At 69.3% G+C, this 19,882-nt stretch carries 18 protein-coding genes and 1 riboswitch; of the genes, 13 read left to right on the top strand and 5 right to left on the bottom strand.

What is annotated here, in order from left to right:
- Positions 1–52: 52 nt before the first annotated feature.
- Positions 53–1,579 (top strand): alkaline phosphatase D family protein, encoded by a 1,527-nt coding sequence (locus ACZ6O0_RS19030; RefSeq protein WP_465766226.1) that lies wholly within the window; start codon positions 53–55, stop codon positions 1,577–1,579.
- A gap of 71 nt (positions 1,580–1,650) precedes the next feature.
- On the opposite strand, the gene ACZ6O0_RS19025 is transcribed toward ACZ6O0_RS19030, so the two are convergent.
- Complete coding sequence (locus ACZ6O0_RS19025; protein WP_465766225.1) at positions 1,651–2,478, bottom strand: alpha/beta fold hydrolase; 828 nt, start codon at positions 2,476–2,478, stop codon at positions 1,651–1,653.
- Positions 2,479–2,531: 53 nt separating this feature from the next.
- Between ACZ6O0_RS19025 and ACZ6O0_RS19020 the strand changes: the two genes are divergently transcribed.
- Both ACZ6O0_RS19020 and ACZ6O0_RS19015 read left to right on the top strand, forming a co-directional pair.
- Positions 2,532–3,077 carry a TetR/AcrR family transcriptional regulator gene (locus ACZ6O0_RS19020; RefSeq protein ID WP_465766224.1) on the top strand — a complete coding sequence of 182 codons (546 nt, stop codon included), beginning with the start codon at positions 2,532–2,534 and terminating at the stop codon, positions 3,075–3,077.
- A 23-nt stretch (positions 3,078–3,100) separates the two neighbouring features.
- Positions 3,101–5,158, top strand: coding sequence for a prolyl oligopeptidase family serine peptidase (locus ACZ6O0_RS19015; protein WP_465766223.1), 2,058 nt, complete (start codon positions 3,101–3,103; stop codon positions 5,156–5,158).
- 11 nt (positions 5,159–5,169) lie between these two features.
- On the opposite strand, the gene ACZ6O0_RS19010 is transcribed toward ACZ6O0_RS19015, so the two are convergent.
- Entirely contained in the window at positions 5,170–6,534 is a 1,365-nt protein-coding gene (locus ACZ6O0_RS19010; RefSeq protein WP_465766222.1) for an aminotransferase class V-fold PLP-dependent enzyme, read from the bottom strand.
- A 16-nt stretch (positions 6,535–6,550) separates the two neighbouring features.
- Positions 6,551–6,664: riboswitch (SAM riboswitch) on the bottom strand.
- Between the two features lie 126 nt (positions 6,665–6,790).
- Here ACZ6O0_RS19010 and ACZ6O0_RS19005 point away from each other — a divergent pair.
- The 9 genes from ACZ6O0_RS19005 (at position 6,791) to ACZ6O0_RS18965 (ending at position 16,122) form a co-directional block, all read left to right on the top strand.
- Positions 6,791–7,306, top strand: a complete 516-nt coding sequence (locus ACZ6O0_RS19005) for a DinB family protein (protein ID WP_465766221.1) — start codon at positions 6,791–6,793, stop codon at positions 7,304–7,306.
- Between the two features lie 31 nt (positions 7,307–7,337).
- Positions 7,338–8,078 carry a DUF4184 family protein gene (locus tag ACZ6O0_RS19000; protein ID WP_465766220.1) on the top strand — a complete coding sequence of 247 codons (741 nt, stop codon included), beginning with the start codon at positions 7,338–7,340 and terminating at the stop codon, positions 8,076–8,078.
- A gap of 271 nt (positions 8,079–8,349) precedes the next feature.
- The gene (locus ACZ6O0_RS18995) at positions 8,350–10,761 is read left to right on the top strand and encodes an FtsK/SpoIIIE family DNA translocase (RefSeq protein ID WP_465766432.1); all 2,412 of its coding nucleotides are present in this window, start codon (positions 8,350–8,352) and stop codon (positions 10,759–10,761) included.
- A 3-nt stretch (positions 10,762–10,764) separates the two neighbouring features.
- Positions 10,765–11,331 (top strand): hypothetical protein, encoded by a 567-nt coding sequence (locus tag ACZ6O0_RS18990; protein WP_465766219.1) that lies wholly within the window; start codon positions 10,765–10,767, stop codon positions 11,329–11,331.
- A gap of 118 nt (positions 11,332–11,449) precedes the next feature.
- Positions 11,450–12,208 (top strand): helix-turn-helix domain-containing protein, encoded by a 759-nt coding sequence (locus tag ACZ6O0_RS18985; protein WP_465766218.1) that lies wholly within the window; start codon positions 11,450–11,452, stop codon positions 12,206–12,208.
- 304 nt (positions 12,209–12,512) lie between these two features.
- On the top strand, positions 12,513–14,300 hold the full coding sequence (locus tag ACZ6O0_RS18980) for a MiaB/RimO family radical SAM methylthiotransferase (protein ID WP_465766217.1): 1,788 nt from the start codon (positions 12,513–12,515) through the stop codon (positions 14,298–14,300).
- On the top strand, positions 14,297–14,914 hold the full coding sequence (gene pgsA, locus ACZ6O0_RS18975) for a CDP-diacylglycerol--glycerol-3-phosphate 3-phosphatidyltransferase (RefSeq protein WP_465766216.1): 618 nt from the start codon (positions 14,297–14,299) through the stop codon (positions 14,912–14,914). Before ACZ6O0_RS18980 ends, pgsA begins: the two co-directional genes overlap by 4 nt.
- 250 nt (positions 14,915–15,164) lie before the next feature.
- Entirely contained in the window at positions 15,165–15,665 is a 501-nt protein-coding gene (locus ACZ6O0_RS18970) for a CinA family protein (protein WP_465766215.1), read from the top strand.
- Between the two features lie 163 nt (positions 15,666–15,828).
- Entirely contained in the window at positions 15,829–16,122 is a 294-nt protein-coding gene (locus ACZ6O0_RS18965) for a helix-turn-helix domain-containing protein (protein WP_465766214.1), read from the top strand.
- 209 nt (positions 16,123–16,331) lie between these two features.
- Here ACZ6O0_RS18965 and dapA read toward each other — a convergent pair whose 3' ends face one another.
- Positions 16,332–17,222: a 4-hydroxy-tetrahydrodipicolinate synthase gene (dapA, locus tag ACZ6O0_RS18960; protein WP_465766213.1), complete on the bottom strand. Its 891-nt coding sequence runs from the start codon at positions 17,220–17,222 to the stop codon at positions 16,332–16,334.
- Between the two features lie 70 nt (positions 17,223–17,292).
- Here dapA and ACZ6O0_RS18955 point away from each other — a divergent pair, with 70 nt between their 5' ends.
- Positions 17,293–18,192 carry a LysR family transcriptional regulator gene (locus ACZ6O0_RS18955; protein ID WP_465766212.1) on the top strand — a complete coding sequence of 300 codons (900 nt, stop codon included), beginning with the start codon at positions 17,293–17,295 and terminating at the stop codon, positions 18,190–18,192.
- Positions 18,193–18,545: 353 nt separating this feature from the next.
- On the opposite strand, the gene ACZ6O0_RS18950 is transcribed toward ACZ6O0_RS18955, so the two are convergent.
- Together ACZ6O0_RS18950 and ACZ6O0_RS18945 are read right to left on the bottom strand one after the other, a co-directional pair.
- A complete protein-coding gene (locus tag ACZ6O0_RS18950; RefSeq protein WP_465766211.1) occupies positions 18,546–18,974 on the bottom strand; it encodes a DUF4262 domain-containing protein in 429 nt (142 codons plus the stop codon).
- A gap of 106 nt (positions 18,975–19,080) precedes the next feature.
- On the bottom strand, positions 19,081–19,866 hold the full coding sequence (locus ACZ6O0_RS18945; RefSeq protein WP_465766210.1) for an Fpg/Nei family DNA glycosylase: 786 nt from the start codon (positions 19,864–19,866) through the stop codon (positions 19,081–19,083).
- Between the last annotated feature and the right edge of the window lie 16 nt (positions 19,867–19,882).

Genomic DNA, 19,882 nt, shown 5'->3' with positions numbered 1-19,882 from the left:
CAGTTCCCCCGCACGTCACCTGACTGTCATCAGCGGAGCGCACCTTCGGCTCATGAACCTGAGCCGCCGCCAGCTCTTGGCCGCATCCACCGTCGCCGGCGCGACCCTGGCCGTCCCGGGAGTCGCCACCGCGGCCCCCTCCGTGGTCCGTCGGGACCGGCCCGCGCTGCCCTCCGGAATCATGTCCGCGGACGTCACCCCGGGCTCCGCCGTCGTCTGGTCCCGCACCGACCGCCGGGCCCGGCTGGTCGTCGACCTGACCAGCCATGGCCGCTTCGACCGCGCGGTCCGCCTGCGCGGCCCGATCACCGGTCCGGACCAGGACTTCACCGCGCAGCTGCCGCTGAAGGGCCTGCGCCCGGGGCAGCGCTACGACTACCGGATCGCCTTCGAGGACGCCGACGGCCGCCGCGGCGAGTCCCTCGAGGGTTCCTTCAGTACGCCGGGACGCAACCGACCGGTCTCCTTCGTCTTCACCGGTGACACCGCCGGCCAGGGCTACGGCATCAACCCGGACCTCGGCGGCATGATCGCGTACAAGGCGATGCACGACACCCGGCCCGACTTCTTCCTGCACTCCGGCGACAACATCTACGCCGACGGCCCGATCGCGGCCGAGCTGAAGGTTGCCGACGGCACCATCTGGCGGAACGTGGTGACCGAGGAGGTGTCGAAGGTCGCCGAGACCCTGGCCGAGTACCGCGGCCGGTACAAGTACAACCTGCTCGACCACAACGTCCGCGACCTGTACGCCGACGTTCCGCTGGTGGCCCAGTGGGACGACCACGAGACGCTGAACAACTGGTACCCCGGCGAGATCCTCACCGACGACCGCTACACCGAGAAGCGCGTCGACGTACTGGCCGGCCGGGCGAAGCAGGCCTTCCTCGAGTACCTCCCGATGGAGCACGTCGCGGGCCGCAACCGGATCTACCGCAAGGTGAGCTACGGCCCGCTGCTCGACGTCTTCTGCCTGGACATGCGGACCTACCGCGGCCCCAACCCCACGCCCGGCACCGTCGGTCCGGTCGCGATGCTCGGCGCCGAGCAGGCCGCCTGGCTGGTGCGCGAGGTGGCCGCGTCGAAGGCGACCTGGAAGGTGATCGCCAGCGACATGCCGCTCGGCCTGCTCGTGCCGGACGGCCCGTTGATCGAGGCCGTCGCCAACGGAGTCCCCGGTGCGCCCGGCGGCCGCGAGCACGAGATCGCCTGGGTGCTGAGCCAGTTCAAGAAGCGCAAGGTCCGCAACGCGATCTGGCTGACCGCCGACGTGCACTACTGCGCGGCGCACCACTACGACCCGTCCCGCGCGGCGTTCACCGACTTCGACCCGTTCTGGGAGATCGTCGCCGGCCCGGTCAACGCCGGCACGTTCGGTCCGAACGCGCTCGACAGCACCTTCGGACCGGAGGTCGTGTTCTCCAAGGTGGCGGACTTCCCGAGCCAGTCACCCGCGGCCGGCAACCAGTTCTTCGGTCACACCAGCATCGACCCGCGGACCGGTGTCTTCACGGTCTCGCTGCGGAACCTGTTCGGCACGGTCCTGTGGACGAAGGACATCGCCCCGGCCCATCACTGAGGGCCCGTCGTACTCACCTGGCTCCGGCGCCTGTGCGGGATGCCGCCCACCGGAGCCGGTGAGTACGACGCTCAGCGTCCGAGGAACTCGAGCACGTGGCCGGCCACCGCGTCCGGGTGGTCGTCCACGACGAAGTGCCCCGCGCCGGGGATCTCGATCACGTCCCCGAACGTGGCCTTCACCACCCGGTCGTCCGCGCCGATCAGCACGCGGGTCGGAGTCGCCACCTGCTGATCGCGGTACTTCCCGCGCATCGCGCGCAGACCCACCGGCTGGATGAAGGTCCGGTACAACGCCGACCCGGCCCGCGCCCGGGCGGGATCGGCGAACTGGCTCGCGAAGAGCTCGACCAGGTCCTCCGGCATCGACGTCGCGTGCGCCCGCAGCATGTGCCGCGGCAGTCGTCGGGCCCGAAGTGCCCACGGACCCAGGCCCGGCCACGGCAGGATCAGGTTGAACCATCCGTACCGCAGTGCACGGCCCGCGAACCCTCGATCGAACGTGGCGTTCAGCGGCGGAACGGACATCGCCAGATGGTCGCGGAGGCGATCCGGGTGGTTCAGGCAGAGCAGGAATCCGACGATCGAGGACCAGTCGTGCGTCACCAGATGCACCCGGTCGAGGCCGAGTTGGTCGAGCAGCGCGAGTACGTCGGCCTGCAGCTGACCGCTCGTGTAGCCGTCGGGCGGGGCGTCGGTCCAGCCGGCGCCGCGCAGATCCGGGCAGATCACACGGTAGTGCTCAGCGACCGCGGGGATGACGTCTCGCCACTCCCACCAGTGCTGGGGAAAACCGTGGAGCATCAGGACAGCGTCGCCGCTGCCGGCCTCGGTCACGTGCATCCGCAGTCCCGGCAGATCGACGTAGTGGTGAGTCACCCCATCGAGCGTTGGCAGCATGATTCGACGGTACTACGAACGTAGTGGCCTGTCACTATGTTTATAGTGTGCGGGTGACCTCAACGCGGACCCGCGCGCTCGAAGCCGCTGTCGAACTGCTGGGGACCGAGGGCTTGCGAGCGCTCACGCATGCCCGGGTCGACGAGCGGGCCGGCCTGCCGAAGGGCTCGACCTCGAACCACTTCCGCACCCGGCGAGCGCTCCTCACCGGCGTCGTCGACTATCTGGCGGAGGCGGACGCGCAGGTGGTCGGTTCGGCCTTCACCCCGGCCACGGCCGACGAGTTCGTCGACGTGATGTGCGGACTGTTCGACCACATCACCCGGGTCAATCGGGTACGGACCACCGCGCGGCTGGTCCTGTTCCTGGAGGGCAGTCACGATCCCGTGCTGCGGGAGGGGCTGTCCCGCGGACGCGAGGTCCTGGAGACCATCGCCACCGCGGCCCTGGCAGAACTCGGGTCGCTACACCCCCGCGAGGCCGCTCGGGCGATCGCAGCGGCCTCCGAAGGGCTGATCCTGCATCGCATCGCCCGGCACGACGACGTCGATCCGCGTCCGACGTTCGAGCTTCTGCTGAAAGCAGCGTTGGCCGACTAGGTTCGCCGGTTAGGTTTGTCCGCATGACCTATCCGGAGAGCCGCCGCGACGATGTGGTCGAGACGCTGCACGGCCAGCAGATCGCCGATCCGTACCGCTGGCTGGAAGACCCCGACGCACCCGACACCCAGGACTGGGTCCGACGGCAGAACGAGTTCACCCAGGCCGAGCTTTCGGGCTATCCCGAGCGACCGTGGTTCCAGGCCACCATGTCCGCGATTCTCGCGCGTCCCCGCGCCGGAGTCCCCGCGAAGAAGGCCGGTTGGTACCTGGTCGGCCGCAACGACGGCACCCAGGCACAGGACGTGGTGTACGTCGCGGAGTCCCTCGAAGACCTGCTCACCGGTGGCCGGGTGCTGATCGACCCGAACACTCTGTCCGCGGACGGCACTGACTCGCTGGGCTCGTTCACAGTCAGTCCGGACGGCAAGTACTTCGCGTACGGCGTCAACGAGAGCGGCAGCGACTGGACGACGTTCCGGCTGCTCGACATCGCCACGGGCACGCCCGTCGACGACGTGGTGACGGAGGCGAAGTTCTGTGAAGCCACGTGGCTCCCGGACAGTTCGGCGTACCTCTATCTGCACTATCCGGCCAGTGGTCGCAGCGAGGGCACCGAGACCAAGACGCTGACCGGTGGCCGGCTGATGCTGCACAAGGTCGGCACACCGCAGTCCGAGGACGAGCTGGTGCTGAGCTTCCCGGACCAGGACCGGTACTTCATCACGCCGGAGGTGTCCGAGGACGATCGCTACCTCATGGTGCACATCAACGAGGGCACCGATCCTGGCAGCCGGCTCTGGGTCTACCCGATCACCTCCGACGGGTTCGGCGAGCCGGTGAAGGTCGTGGACACGTTCGAGGACGAGATCGGCTTCGTGCGGATGTCCGGCGACCAGTTGGTGCTCCGGACCGACCGGGATGCTCCGCGTGGCCGGGTGGTGCTCGCGTCGCTGGACGGCTCGTTCGTCGACCTCATCCCGGAGGGCGAGGCGACACTGCAGGCTGTCCGCGGCACGGCGGCCGGACTGGCCACGCTGACGCTGGTGGACGCGCAGCCGGTGCTGACCCTGTACGCACTCGACGGGTCGGATGCCCGGGTGATCGACGTACCGGGCGGGGGAGCGGTCGGCTTCAACGCCAGCCCCGAGTACGACGAGCTCTTCATCGGCTTGTCGACCACGACCGATCCCACGGTGTCGTACGTCGTCTCGTCCGACTCCGGCGACGTCCAGGCACTGCCTGAGCTCGTCCGTGGATCGGGCGGATTCACCTCGCCATCGGTCACGGTGACGCGGCGCGTGGAGCTCGGCCGCGAGGTGCCGTACTTCCTGATCACCCGCTCCGACCTGGACTTCTCGCAGCCGCGCCCGACGCTGCTCTACGGGTACGGCGGCTTCCGCATCCCGATCCTGGCCGACTACAAGCCCGGATGGCCGGCCTGGCTCGAGGCCGGCGGCGTGCTGGTGATCGCGAACCTGCGTGGCGGCGGTGAGTACGGCAGCGACTGGCACGACGCCGGCCGGCTCAAGAACAAGCAGAACGTGTTCGACGACTTCATCGCCGTCGCCGAGCACCTGCGGGACACCGGAGTGACCACCTCCGCGCAGCTCGCGATCCACGGTCGCAGCAACGGCGGTCTGCTCGTGGGCGCGGCCATGACCCAGCGTCCGGACCTGTTCGCGGTCGCACTGCCCGGTGTGGGGGTGATGGACATGCTGCGGTTCCACCTGTTCACAGTGGGCGCCGCATGGGCCTCTGACTTCGGCCATCCGGACGACGCATCGCAGTTCGAGGACCTGCTGGCTTACTCACCATTGCATCAGCTGAGCGACGGTACGTCGTACCCGGCGACTCTCGTGGTCACCGGTGACCACGACGACCGGGTGGTGCCGTTGCACAGCCACAAGTTCATCGCCGAGCTGCAGAATGCCCAGTCCTCGTCCGCACCTGTCTTGACCCGGGTCGAGGTCAACACCGGTCACGGCTTCGGCAAGCCCGCCGCGATGGTCGCGGCGGAATGGGCCGACCTACTGGCGTTCGCTGCTCACCACGTAGGTCTCGTACCTCCTGAGCAGTAGGAGGGCCGGCGTTACCAGATGCGCGGAGCCTGCAGGTCCCGCGGGTCGTCGGTGGGCTGACAGCCGTGGTCGGTGTCCTCGTACTCCGACCGCGGTCCACCGGCGGCCAGCGTCCGTACGGCGTTGACGAGACGGTCCACGTGCTCCCGCGTCGTCCCGAGGCCGAGGCTCGCGCGGACCGCCGTACCGTGCTCGGGGGAGTCGGCGAGGAGGTGGCCGACCAGCGGGTGCGCACAGAACTTGCCGTCGCGGACACCGATGCCGTACTCGGCGCTCAGCGCCGCGGACACCAGCGTCGAGCTCAGACCGGCGATGGTGAAGCACACTGTGCCGACCCGGTCCGCGTCCTCACCGAAGATCGAGTACGTCGTGACGCCGGGGACCTGAGCGAGTCCGGTGCGCAGCCGGGCGAGCAGGCTGCGCTCGTGCTGCTCGATCGCGTCCCGGTGCTTGCTGATCGCGGCACACGCCGAGGCGAGGGCGATCGCGCCGATGACGTTGGGGGAGCCGCCTTCGTGCCGCGCCGGGCCAGTCGTCCAGACCACGGTGTCGTTGGTGACCGCGGTGGTCGCGCCTCCGCCGTACAGGTACGGGTCGGCGGCGTCGAGCCAATCGGAGCGGCCGATCAGCGCACCGGCACCGTAGGGCGCGTAGAGCTTGTGGCCGGAGACCGCGACCCAGTCGACATCCAGGGAGGCAATGTCGACCGGGCGGTGCGGGGCCAGTTGCGCGGCATCGAGACAGACCCGCGCGCCATGCGCCCTCGCGACCTTGGCGATCTCCGCGATCGGGAAGATCTCACCGGTCACGTTCGAGGCGCCGGTGATCACTACGAGCAGGGGGCCGTCGGGTGCCGCGCGGAGCGCGTCGGCGACCTTCGTCACGGCGTCGGTCGGGCTCGTCGGTGCCGCCAGGCGAACGGTCCGCTCGCTCGGCCAGGGGAGGAGAGCGGCGTGGTGCTCGGACTCGAAGACGACGACCGTTGCGTCCTGGGGCACTGCGTGGGCCAGGAGGTTCAGTGCGTCGGTGGTCTGGCGGGTGAAGATCACCTGGTCGTCGGCGCGGGCACCGACGAAGGTGTGCACCTCGGCGCGGGCGCGCTCGTACCACTGGGTGGTGATGCGAGACGCGTAGCCGTTGCCGCGGTGCACCGACGCGTACGACGGCAGTGCGGCCTCGACGCTGGCCCGGACCGACTCCAGACACGGCGCACTGGCTCCGTGGTCGAAGTTCGCGTAGTCGGTGACCCGGCCGTCGGCCAGCGGGACCAGCAGGTCCGACCCGACCGTGGCGGGGATGCTGCCGGTGACGAGCCGGGCGACCGTCGGCCGCTGGGTCGTCGTACTGGCCGGCTCGAGGATGGAGAGGATCGACATGCTGCTGCTCCCGGGAAGTCCGCGCTTGCCGAGCGGGGTATCCGCACGGCCTGGTCTTCACCCGGGGCACCCCACCGCGGAGGAGGGTTGCCGGCCAGCAAGCCGGGGCTTCACGCTGACACTCATGACCTGCCGAGAACGGTAACGAACCGGCCACGACCTGCGCCAGCGCCTATCTCATGTGATGAGATAGGCGAACACATCGTGGACACACCCACCGCGATGAGCTTGGCCAATGTGAAGACAGAGGATGAGGATGACCTGGAGAGCACCTGCGGTCGAGCGACCGGACGGTTCGCTGATCGCGCCGGAGCGGGAGTTGCTGCAGGGTTATCTGGATTTCTATCGCACCACGCTGCTGGTCAAGTGCGCGGGCCTGACCGCCGAGCAGTTGGCCGAGCGGCCGTCGTCGCCGTCCAACCTCTCACTGCTCGGTCTGATCCGGCATCTGACCAAGGTGGAGCGGATCTGGTTCCGCATCCACTTCGCGGTGGACCCGGCCGAGCCGGTGTTCCCTCTGGAGCTGGGGAAGGACGCCGACTTCGAGCGCATCGATCCGGCTGAGGCACAGGCGGCGTACGAGGGTTTGATCGCCGAGTGGAAGCTTTCCGACGACGCCGCGGCGGGCCGGTCGCTCGACGATCGCTTCACCTTCGGTGGGACGGAGTCGACGCTGCGGATGATCTACATCCACCTCATCGGCGAGTACGCCCGCCACTGCGGCCACGCCGACCTGGTGCGAGAGCAACTCGACGGAACCACCGGGGCCTGACGAGACCTCCGGCTCTTTTAGGCTCCGGGGCGTGCCGTTCACGCTCGCTCACCCCGCAGCCGTCCTCCCGCTCGTCCGCCGGCCCTTCGTGCCCTCGGCGCTCGTGGCCGGCGCGGTGGCACCCGATCTCCTCTACCTCGACCCGATCTACCGGTTCGCCACCCAGGAGATCGACGGCAACCTCACGCTGACCCTCACGCACAAGTTCTCGTCGGCACTGTGGCTGGACCCGCTGCTGGCTCTAATCCTGCTCGTGGTCTTCAACCTGGTTCTCAAGCGCCCCCTGCTCGCTCTGGCGCCGCCCGCGCTCGCTGCCCGGCTCCAGTCACCCCGGACTCAGCTCCGCCTTCCCTCGCCCTCAGTCCTCCTGTGGACGCTGGTCTCCGCCGCGGTCGGCGCGTTCACCCACGTCCTGTGGGATTTCTTCACGCACCGGGATGCGAGCCGCATCCTCCAGTACGTCAGTACGGTCGCCGGCTGCGTCGTCCTCGCCATCTGGCTCTACCGCTGGTACGGCCGGACCGAACCGCATTCCGTCACTCCCGGTGACCACGTCCCGCCCTGGGCCCGGTACGTCGTACTGGTCGCGGGAGTCGTCCTCGGCGCGACCGGAGTCGTCGTACAGCTGGGCCGGTCCGAGGGCGGTTTCGCGGGCGACGCCGCCGTACGACTGGCCCTGACCGGGCTCGTGTCGGGCGGTCTGGCCACGCTCGGCTGGTACGTCGTCCTGTGGCATGCGGCCCGGTTGCGCAGGAGAGTGGCAGCGCTGTGACGCTACGGATGGGGCAGCGTGATCGGCGTGTGACACGTGGGACTCGAGAGGTAATCGGGGTAGCCTGCTAGACATGGCGACCCGCACGTCTTCCCCGGCGCGGGCGCAGAAGTCGGCAGCCAAACGGCCGGGTACGGCCCGTTCGGCTGCTGGTGGACGCTCCCGTCCGTCAGGCGCCCAGAAGCGTGGGCAGAGCGCGAAGCGCGGTGGATCCACCGCTGCGCGGACCAGCACGCCCAAAAACAGCGGACCGGGCCCGTTCGCGGCCGCCATGATCGCTCTCGGTCGCGGTGTGGTGAAGGTCTGGATCGGTATCGCGCACCTGCTCGGACGGATGGTCCGCGGCATCGGTCACGGTGCCCGCGACCTCGATCCCGAGCACCGCCGCGACGGCGCCGGCCTGTTCCTGATCGGTCTGGCCGTTGTCGTGGCCGCCGCGATCTGGTGGGACCTGCCGGGTGCCGTCGGCAAGGGGATCCGGACCGTCATCGGTGGCAGCGTCGGCGTGCTCGGCTGGGCCGTCCCGCTGATGCTCCTGTTCATCGCGGTGCGCACGCTGCGTCACCCGGACCGCAACGGCCCGGCCGGACGTCAGGTGATCGGCTGGACCGCCGTCGCCCTCGGCGTACTCGGCCTGGTCCACATCGCCAACGGCCTGCCCCGCCCGAGCAACCCGGCCGACGGACCGCTGCAGGACGCCGGCGGCGCCATCGGGTACGTCGTCTCGTCGCTGCTGTCCGACCTGCTGACGGAGTACGTCGCCGCACCGCTGCTGGTGCTGCTCTCGATCTTCGGTGCGCTCGTCATCACGGGGACGCCGGTCTACGCGATCCCACTGCGGTTCCGTGCGGCGTTCGACGTACTGATGGGACGTACGGCGCTGCCCGAGGACGCACCGTCCGTCATGGCCGCGCCGACCGACGACACGGTCCGGCTGACCCGCAAGGAGCGCCGGGCCAAGGCCGCGCTGGACGACGAGGACGGCGAGCCGACGGTCAAGCCGTACGACTCGCCGGTGCTCGAGGGCCGCGAGATCTCCAAGCGCGGGCGCAAGGCCAAGGCCGCGCCGGTGGAGGAGGACGCGTACGACGTCGACGCCTCCGAAGCCGCCGGGGCCGTGGTGCCGCCTGCGGTTCCGGCGAAGTCCGACTCGCCGCCCGAGCCGCCGCCGCACACGCCGCTGCCGCAGCGGGTGGAGCAGCTCAGCCTGTCCGGCGACATCACCTACACGCTGCCCGACGGGCAGATGCTCAAGCCCGGGTCGGTGCACAAGGCAAGGACCAAGGCGTCCGACCAGGTGGTCGACCGGCTGACCGAGGTGTTCGAGCAGTTCGGCATCGACGCCCAGGTCACCGGCTACACGCGGGGCCCGACCGTCACCCGGTACGAGGTCGAGCTCGGCTCGGCGGTGAAGGTCGAGAAGGTCACCGCGCTGTCGAAGAACATCGCCTACGCGGTGGCGTCGGCCGACGTCCGCATCCTGTCGCCGATCCCGGGCAAGTCCGCGATCGGCATCGAGATCCCGAACACCGACAAGGAGATCGTCAGCCTCGGCGACGTGATCCGGTCGGCGACCGCGCGCAACGACCACCACCCGATGGTGGCCGGCCTCGGCAAGGACGTCGAGGGCGGTTTCGTGGTCGCGAACATGGCGAAGATGCCGCACCTGCTGGTCGCGGGTGCGACCGGCTCGGGTAAGTCGTCGTTCGTCAACTCGCTGATCACCTCGATCCTGATGCGGGCCACGCCGGACGAGGTGCGGATGATCCTGGTCGACCCCAAGCGGGTCGAGCTGAACAACTACGAGGGCATCCCGCACCTGATCACGCCGATCATCACCAACGCCAAGAAGGCCGCCGAGGCACTGCAGTGGGTCGTCCGCGAGATGGACATGCGGTACGACGACCTCGCCGCGTTCGGGTTCCGCCACGTCGACGACTTCAACAAGGCGGTCCGGTCGGGCAAGGTGAAGCCACCGCCGGGCAGCGAGCGCGTCCTCACGCCGTACCCGTATCTGCTGGTGATCGTCGACGAGCTCGCCGACCTGATGATGGTCGCCCCGCGCGACGTCGAGGACTCGATCGTCCGGATCACCCAGCTCGCCCGAGCGGCCGGAATCCACCTGGTGCTCGCGACCCAGCGGCCCTCGGTGGACGTCGTCACCGGTCTGATCAAGGCGAACGTGCCGTCCCGGCTGGCGTTCGCGACGTCGTCGCTGGCCGACAGCCGGGTCATCCTGGACCAGCCGGGTGCGGAGAAGCTGGTCGGCCAGGGTGACGGCCTGTTCCTGCCGATGGGCGCGAGCAAGCCGATGCGTATCCAGGGCGCCTGGGTCACGGAGTCGGAGATCCGTGGCGTCGTCGAACACTGCAAGACGCAGCTGCAGCCGACGTACCGCGAGGACGTCACTGCCGTGGCCGGCCCGAGCAAGGACCTCGACGACGAGATCGGCGACGACCTCGACCTCGTCGTGCAGGCGGCCGAGCTGATCGTCTCCACCCAGTTCGGCTCGACCTCGATGCTGCAGCGTAAGCTGCGCGTCGGTTTCGCGAAGGCCGGCCGGCTGATGGACATCCTGGAGAGCCGCGGCGTCGTCGGTCCCAGTGAAGGTTCGAAGGCCCGTGACGTCCTGGTGAAACCGGACGACCTAGAGGACTTCATCACCACCCTCCGAGGAGAGTGACCCGTGACCGCCGCGAGCGCACTGCCCAGGCAGGACCGTTTCGACGTCGACCCCAAGCCCACACCGTTCACCGTCCGCGCCTCCCAGCGGGTGCACGGCGGGCTCGCGGTGGGGGCCGCTCTGGTCGCGGTCGGCTTCGCCACGTCCGCGTCCAGCAGTCCCACCGGCGTACTGCGCTGGATCGTGGCGGCGGCGTTCGCCGTACTCGCGGTGATCTGCGCGCGGGCCCTCACCGTCGGGGACATGCTGGTCGCCGACCACGTCGGGATCCGGTTGCGGATCGGCAACGAATGGATCGGGACACGCTGGGAGGACATCGACGAGGTGACGGTGCTGCAGCGCCGCCATCTGCTGGACGACGGCCGGATTGCCGTTCATTTGCTGGATCCTGGGCCGGTGCTGGGAGCGATGCCGAGTTCGACTCTCAAGACGACCGACGCGAACCGGCGGCTGACGGGGTCCTCGCTCGCGGTACCGTTCGGGTTGACGGCGCGACCGTCGAACGGGGAAGTGGTGCAGGCACTGCACATGCTGGCGGATGCCAGGTGTCCGGTGAGGGAACAACCCTGACTCTTCCGTGACCCCGTCGTACCACGGCCGTTGACTTGATGTCGGCGGTCCCACTGCCGGCTTGACGATGCCGGCAGTCCGCGGAGAAACGCCGGGCGATGGAGAGGATGGTGGGGACGTGAGCATCGGCAGCGAGCTCACGGCGGCCCGCGAACGGGCCGACATGACGATCGAGCAGCTGAGCGCCGCGACCCGGATCAGAACCGGGCTGCTCGTCGCCATGGAGGCCGACGACTTCTCCCGCTGCGGCGGGAACTTCTACGCCCGTGGGCATATCCGCTCGATCGCCCGCGTGGTCAAGGCCGATCCGGCGCCACTGCTCGCCAGCTTCGACGCCGAGCACGCCGCCGAGGAGGAGAAGTCCCGCCGCGAGGAACGTGCCGCGGTCAAGGGCCCGACCCTGCACCCGGCCCGCCCACGCTGGGCCGTCGTGGTCGGCGCGATCCTGGTCAGTCTGATGGGCTGGGGGATGGTCCGCCTGTTCACGCTCCCGAGCGACATCGAGGCCAACGCCTCGAAGACCGCGACCACCACCGCGACCGTCACCACCCCCACCCCGAAGGCGACACCGCAGCCGTCAGCCCGTCCCACCCGCACGCCGTCGAAGAAGCCCCCGGTCCTGAAGACCGAGCTCACGTTGACCGCGAAGGGCGACGGCACCTATCTCACGGTCCGCGACAAGAAGAACAAGCGACTCTTCCAGGGGCACCTCAGCCCCGGCATCGCCCAGTCCGTCACCAGCACCGGCGACATCCGCATCACCGTCGGCAACCCCGCCAACCTGATCGTCACCCTCAACGGCAAGCGCCTCAACACCAACCTCTACCGCTTCGTAGCCCACCCCAACGGCACCCTCACCAAAACCCAGCCCTCGTAGGAGCCCACCCCGCGCCCCACCCGCCGGCTCCCTGGACGGTGCGTTTCCCCCGGCACGTCCCCATCCGCCGGTTCCCGGCCGACGCGTTCCTCGCGGCATGCTCTCTACCCGCCGGTTCCCCGGCCCGCGCCTCCGCCGGCGGTGCGTTCTCCACCAGCCCGTTCCCCACCCGCCGTCGGCGCCACCCGTGTCCCCGCTTGCCCGTTCGACCACCTCGCGGCGTACGCGGTGGTTGAGCAAGCTCACGTGTGAGGTGTGTTGGTGAGTTAGGTCGCGGACTGCACCGCGAGTCATACTCGTGGTGATGACTACGCCACCCACCACCGTCGCCCTGGTCACGCTGGGCTGTGCCCGCAACGATGTCGACTCCGAGGAACTGGCCGGCCGGCTCGAAGCCGGCGGGTTCCGGCTGGTCGAGGACGCCGCCGACGCGGACACCGTGGTGGTGAACACCTGCGGGTTCGTCGAAGCCGCGAAGAAGGACTCCGTCGACACCCTCCTCGCCGCCGCCGACTACAAGGATTCCGGCCGCACCCAGGCCGTCGTCGCGGTCGGCTGCCTCGCCGAGCGGTACGGCGAACAACTCGCCGAGGCCCTCCCCGAGACCGACGCGGTCCTCAGCTTCGACGACTACGCCGACATCTCCGACCGCCTCCGCTCGATCCTCGCCGGCACCAAGCACCAGCCCCACGTCCCCCGCGACCGCCGCAAACTGCTCCCCCTGGCCCCCGCCGCCCGAGCCACCACCACCGGCATAGCCATCCCGGGCCACGGCGACCACACCCCGGACCACGCCCACGGCGACACCGCCGACCGGGCTCAGGGGGTTCCCGCCCAGCAGGCCCACGGCGCGCCAGCGGCCGCTGACCAGGCTGACGGCGATCACGCGGAGCAGATGCGGGGCCGCGGCAACCGCGCATCCGCCGGCGCACCCGTCCTCGGTGACCACATCCCCGAGCAGCTCCGGCCGACACAAGACGCGTCTGCAGACGGCACCTCAACCGACGGCCCCGCCCTCAAGGGCCGCTTCGCCACAGGTCGCCCGGAAGAGCTGACGATCGACGCCCCCGACCTCGCCTCGGCCCCGGCCAGCGGCCCCCGCGTCGTGCGGCGCCGGCTCGACGGCGGCCCGATGGCCCCGCTCAAGCTCGCCTCCGGCTGCGACCGCCGCTGTGCGTTCTGCGCGATCCCGATGTTCCGCGGCGCGTTCGTCTCCCGCCGCCCCGCCGAGGTCCTCCGCGAAGCCGAGTGGCTCGCGGAGAACGGCGTACGCGAACTCTTCCTCGTCTCCGAGAACTCCACCTCCTACGGCAAGGACCTCGGCGACCTCCGCCTGCTCGAGACCCTGGTCGGCGAGATCGCCGCGGTCTCCGGCATCACCCGCGTACGCGTCTCCTACCTCCAGCCCGCGGAGATGCGCCCGACCCTGATCGCCGCGATGACATCGACCCCCGGCGTCGTCCCGTACTTCGATCTCTCCTTCCAGCACGCCTCCGGCCCGCTCCTGCGCCGCATGCGCCGCTTCGGCGACTCCGAGCGCTTCCTGGAACTCATCGCCCAAGTCCGCGCGACCGCCCCCACCGCAGGCATCCGCAGCAACGTCATCGTGGGCTTCCCCGGCGAGACCGAGGAAGACGTCGACATCCTCTGCGACTTCCTCTCCCGCGCAGGCCTCGACGCGATCGGCGTCTTCGGCTACTCCGACGAGGACGGCACCGAAGCGGAGACCTACGACGGCAAGCTCGACGAAGACACCATCGCCGCCCGCCTCGACCGCGTCACCCGCCTGGCCGAAGACCTCACCTCCGCCCGGGCCGAATCCCGCATCGGCGAACTCCTCGAAGTCCTCGTGGAGTCCATGGATGCCCCTTCCGACTCCTCCGATGACGCTCGGACGGGGGAGGGGCGGGCTGCCCATCAGGGCCCGGAGGTGGACGGTTCGACGACGGTGATCGGGCTTCCGGAGGGAGTTCGGGTCGGCGATCTGGTGTCCGCGAAGGTGGTCGGGAGCGACGGGGTCGACCTGATCGCCGAGTTCGCGGCACTCGTGGGACACCAGGACGGCCGTCCGGCGGCTAACCTGACCGCGTGACCAACCCTCCGACGAACCCGGCGCCGCGCGCCGGCCAGCTCCACGCGCCCAGCGCGTGGAACGTGCCGAACGCGCTCACCGTCCTGCGGCTCGTCCTGGTCCCGCTCTTCGTCTGGCTGCTGCTCCGCGATGGCGGCACCACCGACGGCAACCGCCTGCTCGCGACCGCCGCGTTCGTCGTCGCGATCGTCACCGACCGCTTCGACGGAGACATCGCCCGCCGCTGGAACCTGGTCACGAACTTCGGCAAGATCGCCGACCCGATCGCCGACAAGGCGCTCACCGGCGCCGCCTTCATCGGCCTCTCCTACCTGGGCGAACTCCCCTGGTGGGTCACCATCGTGGTCCTGGTCCGCGAGTGGGGCGTCACTGCCCTCCGCTTCTGGGTCATCCGCCACGGCGTCATGCCCGCAAGCCGAGGCGGCAAACTCAAAACCGTCCTCCAGGCCATCGCCCTAGGCCTGTACCTCCTCCCATGGCAGTCCTTCGCCCCCCTCCACTGGACCGCCGTAGCCTTCATGGCCGCCGCCGTCCTCGTCACGATCATCACCGGCATCGACTACGTAGGCCGAGCCCTCCGCCTCCGAGCCGCCGCCAAACGCCCCCTCCCATAACCCCACCCGCCCGCACCCCCGCAGCCAACCCGCGCTCGCGCCCTCCCGCGGTCCACTCCTAGGTGGCTGCATCAGCCGTACGCCGACCTGGCAATCCGCGCCCGCCGTCCCGTGCCCCGCGCCACCCCGCCTCCGCGTCCGACGCCGCCTGCTGTGACCCCGCCTCGCCTTTTCACTCATCGGTGGAATGCACCCGCGAACGCCGATCTGTGGTGAGGTTGGGTTTGTTTGTGACTGCGGAGGTGACTGGGTGGGTGCTGGGGACGCAGGGCTCGAAGCGGTGCTGGGGCGCCTAGTGGGGGTGTTGAAGGAGCGGGGAGAGACGGTTGCGACGGCTGAGTCGTTGACCGGCGGCATGGTCGGAGCCGCGCTGACAGATGTGCCGGGAGTGTCGGCGGTGTACCGCGGCGGTGTGGTCGTGTACGCGACAGACCTGAAGGCCAAGCTTGCGGGCGTACCTGAGGACCTGCTGGCTGCTGTGGGTCCAGTACACCCGGATACAGCCGCCGCCCTCGCCACCGGCGTCCGAGAGCGCCTGGACGCCACCTACGGACTGGCGACGACCGGTGTGGCCGGTCCGGACCCGCAGGCGGGCATTGCGGCCGGCACGGTGTACGTCGCCGCGGCCGGACCGGGGTCGGTACAGGTGCGCAAACTGCAGTTGACCGGTGACCGAGCGAGCATCCGGCAGGCGAGCGTACTGGCCGTTCTGGAACTCGGAGCAGCTTTGGTGGCGGAAGAACTCGACTGATCGGCGTGTTGAGACCAGCATGGGGACAGGTAGGGCAGACTGGCGCGGCGCACCGAAGGTGGACATTGCGAGGAGCAGTGACCCAGCAACGGGTACCGTTGGTTCCTACGGTCGCGCTACCGTGCGAGTAGAGACGACCGGACAGGCGGAAGGGAGAAACCTCATGGTGCTGGTTCGTGGCCTGCTGGGCGACGTCCTGCGGCGTAAGCGGCTGCGCCAAGGGCGCACCCTCCGCGAGGTATCCGCCGACGCTCGTGTGAGCCTCGGATACCTGTCCGAGGTGGAGCGCGGCCAGAAGGAGGCCTCCAGCGAACTGCTGGCCGCCATCTGCATGGCCCTGGACGTCCCGCTGTCGACCGTCTTCGCCGAAGTCAGCGAAGACCTAGCCCGCGAAGAGGCCCTCGTCCTCGCCCACCCCACAACCATCGAGCCCGAGGTAGTAGCCTCCGCCGCCTAACCCCGGCCACCCTCACCTCCGGCACCACAGCCCGCGCGCACGGCTCCTGTGCGACCTCTGTCCGCGGAGTCGACCTCGCTGCAGCCCTTTCTGGCTCCCTGTGTTTCCGCCTGCTTCCACCTGCAGCGCGACCGGTTCGTGGTGCATGCCGCCGCCCCGGCGTCCCCGGATCACCCGTCTGCCGCTGAGCTTGCGTTATGAGTGGCGCTTCAGCTTGCGCGGCTTAGGGAGAACTGGCAGCAGCTGAGGGCAGCTGTGGTGGCGGTCGCGCTGGCCTCAAGTAGGGGGAGGCGGACGTGTGCGGTGGGGATCCTGCCCTGGGCGGCGAGTACGGCCTTGATGACCGCTGGGTTGGGCTCGGCGAAGAGGGCTTGGGCTAGCGGCACCAACTGGTTGTTGAGGCGGCGTGCCTCGTCGAGCGGGCCGTCGTGCCAGGCGGCGAGCAGGTCGGCGTAGGCACGAGGCGCCACATTGGCGCAGGCCAGAATTGCCCCGTGCGCGCCGAGAGCCAGCAACGGTCCGGCGTGGAGGTCGTCACCGGCTAGAACCGCGACGTCTGCTGGCAAGTCGCTCATGAACGCGACGGTTGCATCGTCGATGCCGCCTACTGCGTGCTTGAAGCCGGCGACGTTCGACAGGAGGGCGAGCCGGCGGAGGGTGTCGGCTGTCAGTGGCCTGCCCGTGCGGTGGGGGACGTTGTAGACGAGCAACGGCACGGGACTCGCGGCGGCGAGTCGGCGGAAGTGCTCAACGACGCCTTCCTCCGACGGTCGGGTGTAGTACGGAACGACGGCGAGGGCCGCGGTGGCGCGAGGATTGAGCTCCCCGAGCACGCCGATTGAGCCGTCGGTTGAGTTCGAGCCGGCGCCGACGATCAGGTCCGCGCCGCGCTCCACGCAGACTCCGGCGCAGATGTCGACGACCTTGCGGCGCTCGGCCGACGTCAGCGTCGCCGGTTCGCCTGTGGTCCCCAGGGCGACGATGCCGGCCGCCCCATCGTCGAGCACGGCATGGGCGAGCGACTCCAGGGCGTCCGAGGCGAGTTCATCGGCTTCGGTGAAGGGCGTGACCAGTGGAACGAAGAGACCGGTGAGCGACATGGCTCGACGATCGCTGACCTTGCTCTACAGGTCTAGTTCGCATTTCTGTAGCCGAGCGTAAGGTGTGCTTATGCTTGACGTGCGCAAGCTCCGGCTGCTCCGTGAGTTGGCCCATCGTGGAACGATCGCGGCCGTCGCCGAGGCGCTCATGTACACCCCGTCGGCGGTCTCGCAACAACTCAGCGCTCTCGAACGCGAAGCCGGCGTCCAATTGCTCGAACGCACCGGCCGACGGGTGACGCTGACCCCAGCGGCACGTGGTCTCGTCGAACGCACTGAGTCGATCCTCGAGATCCTCCAGGAGGCCGCCGCCGAACTGGCGTCGACCGCCACCGCCCTCACCGGAACGCTGCGCATCGGTGTCTTCCCGACGGCAGTCCCGACGATCCTGACGCCCGCCGTCGTTGCCCTCAGCACCGAGCATCCGGGCCTGGACCTGATGGTCACCGAACTGGATCCGGCGTCAGTGCCCGACGCCCTCCGCGAGGAAAGCCTCGACATCGCATTGGTCCAGGAATACGACTACGTGCCGCTCACCTCCCATTCGGGGCTGCAAACCGAACCACTGCTGCAAGAGACCGTCCACCTCGCCGCACTGACTGCCGGACCCTTGGTTGACCGGCATGATTCCCCGTGGATAGCTGGCACCCCCGGCACCCTCTGTCACGCGCTGACCATCAGGGCGTGTGAGGCTGCCGGATTCACGCCGCGGATCCGCCACCACGCCGACGACTTCGGCGCCGTACTCGCCCTGGTGGCTGCCGGCCAAGGCGTCGCCTTCGTCCCCGACCTAGGCGCCGTCTCACCGCCGTCCGCCGTCGTACTGACGCCCCTCGCCATCCGCCGCACAACCCACCTGGCGTACCGCCGCGGCACCGGCGCCCACCCCGCGATCGCGGCCGCCCGCACCGCTCTGCACACAGCCAGCATTCGCGCGGAAGAGACGCCCGGCAGCAGCACGCGCCGCTGACCCAGACCGGCAAGGGCAGCCGGAGCCTCCAGTCGCGGCCTGACAGCGTGCGACCCGGGGGAACTGCCTCGGCTCACGGAGTTGGTTGCTGGTGGGGCGACTGCTTTGGTCCGGGGTTGGCGGAGTGGGCGGACGAGTGGGTGGTGTTGGCGGGATGGAGCGAGGCGGGCCGCCGTCAGTTGACGCGGTGGGTTAGTCGGGGCCGGTGAGGCGACACGGGCGGAGGTTAGCTGGCAGCGTGCGCCCAGTGGTGGCTCGTTGTGGGTCGGTCGACCAAGTGGGTAGGGGAGATGGCCTCGGGATTGTGGCCTCGGTCTGGTGTTCAGGTTGCGCTGCCTCGCTGGCGGGGTGGGTTAGTCGGGGGTGGGGTGCGGGGTGGTGGGTTGGATCAGGGCGACTCGGGTTGGCCAGAGGAGTTGGAGGGCTGGGAGGGGAGGGTCGTTGGGTTGGCGGAACATGTGGTTGGCGGTGAAGAGGTGGGTGGCGGAGTCGGGGAAGCGGAGGAGTTCCGCGGATTCTGGGGGTGGGAAGTACTCCGACAGGTCGTCGCCCTCGTCGAAGACGGCGCCGTCCATCACGGCCCAGGCCAGGGGTTTGAGTCCGAGGTAGACCCAGGCGGGGTCGGGATCGAACACGATGATCTCCGGGTGCCGGTACAGGCTGAGCCCGAGGCTGAAGCCGAAGGCGGGGTTGCGGGCGCCGTCGCCCTCGACGTACTGCATGGTCCAGCCGTAGGTCTGGATGTTGCGTTCGATCTGTTCTGCGTACTGCTTGTTGGTCAAGCCACCGCACCTGTCGCACATCACCGTCTCCTCTCTGATCGAACAAATGTTCGATGCGTCAGAGAAGATATCCGTGTCCCACCCCGATCCTGGCGTTGTCCACAGGTCAGTTCTCGGGCTGGCAGGCCGGGCACCAATAGGTGACGCGGTCGCGGGGTGGCTCGCCGAGTGAGGCGGTCAGGATCGTCGTACCGCAGCGACGGCACGATTTGCCGGCGCGTTCGAACACCCAGGACCGCTGGCCAGGCCGGTCGACGCCAGTGCTCACCTGCGTGCCATTGCGTACGTTCGCCTTCATCAGCCGGCGGCTGAGATCGACCGCGACGGGTACGTCGACGGCCGAGACCGGTCGCCATGGGTGGAGACCGAGGAGGAAGCAGATCTCGGTGCGATAGAAGTTCCCGATCCCGGCGAGATTCCGCTGATCCAGCAACGCCTCGCTGATGGTCCGCTCCGGCTCAGCCTCGACGTTGGCGATTGCCAACGCGCGGTCGAAGGACGGCGACAGCAGGTCCGGCCCGAGGTGGCCGACAACGGTGTCCTCGGCGTCCGTCGCGACGAGATCGAGCACCGGCAGCCGGTAGCCGACGGCCGTCCAGGCAGCAGTCTCGAGGACGGCGCGGATCTGGTGATCGGGTCCGCCATGCCAACGCTCGCCGGGCCGGTACAGATGCCAGCTCCCGTCCATCCGGAAATGACTGTGCACCGTCACCCCGCCGGACACCCGCATCAGCAAATGCTTGCCGCGCGCAACGACCTCGAGCATCGTCCGCCCGCTCAGGTCGGTCGTCGCGAGCGATGGCACGCGGAAGTCGGTCCGGAGCAGCTCCTGCCCACCAAGGGCCTGGTTCAGCCGCTTGCAAGCCCTCCAGACGGTATCTCCCTCAGGCATCGCTCAAGCCAGCCAG

Source organism: Kribbella sp. NPDC048837, assembly GCF_055586945.1.
This window is presented reverse-complemented; position numbering and strand designations above follow the sequence as displayed.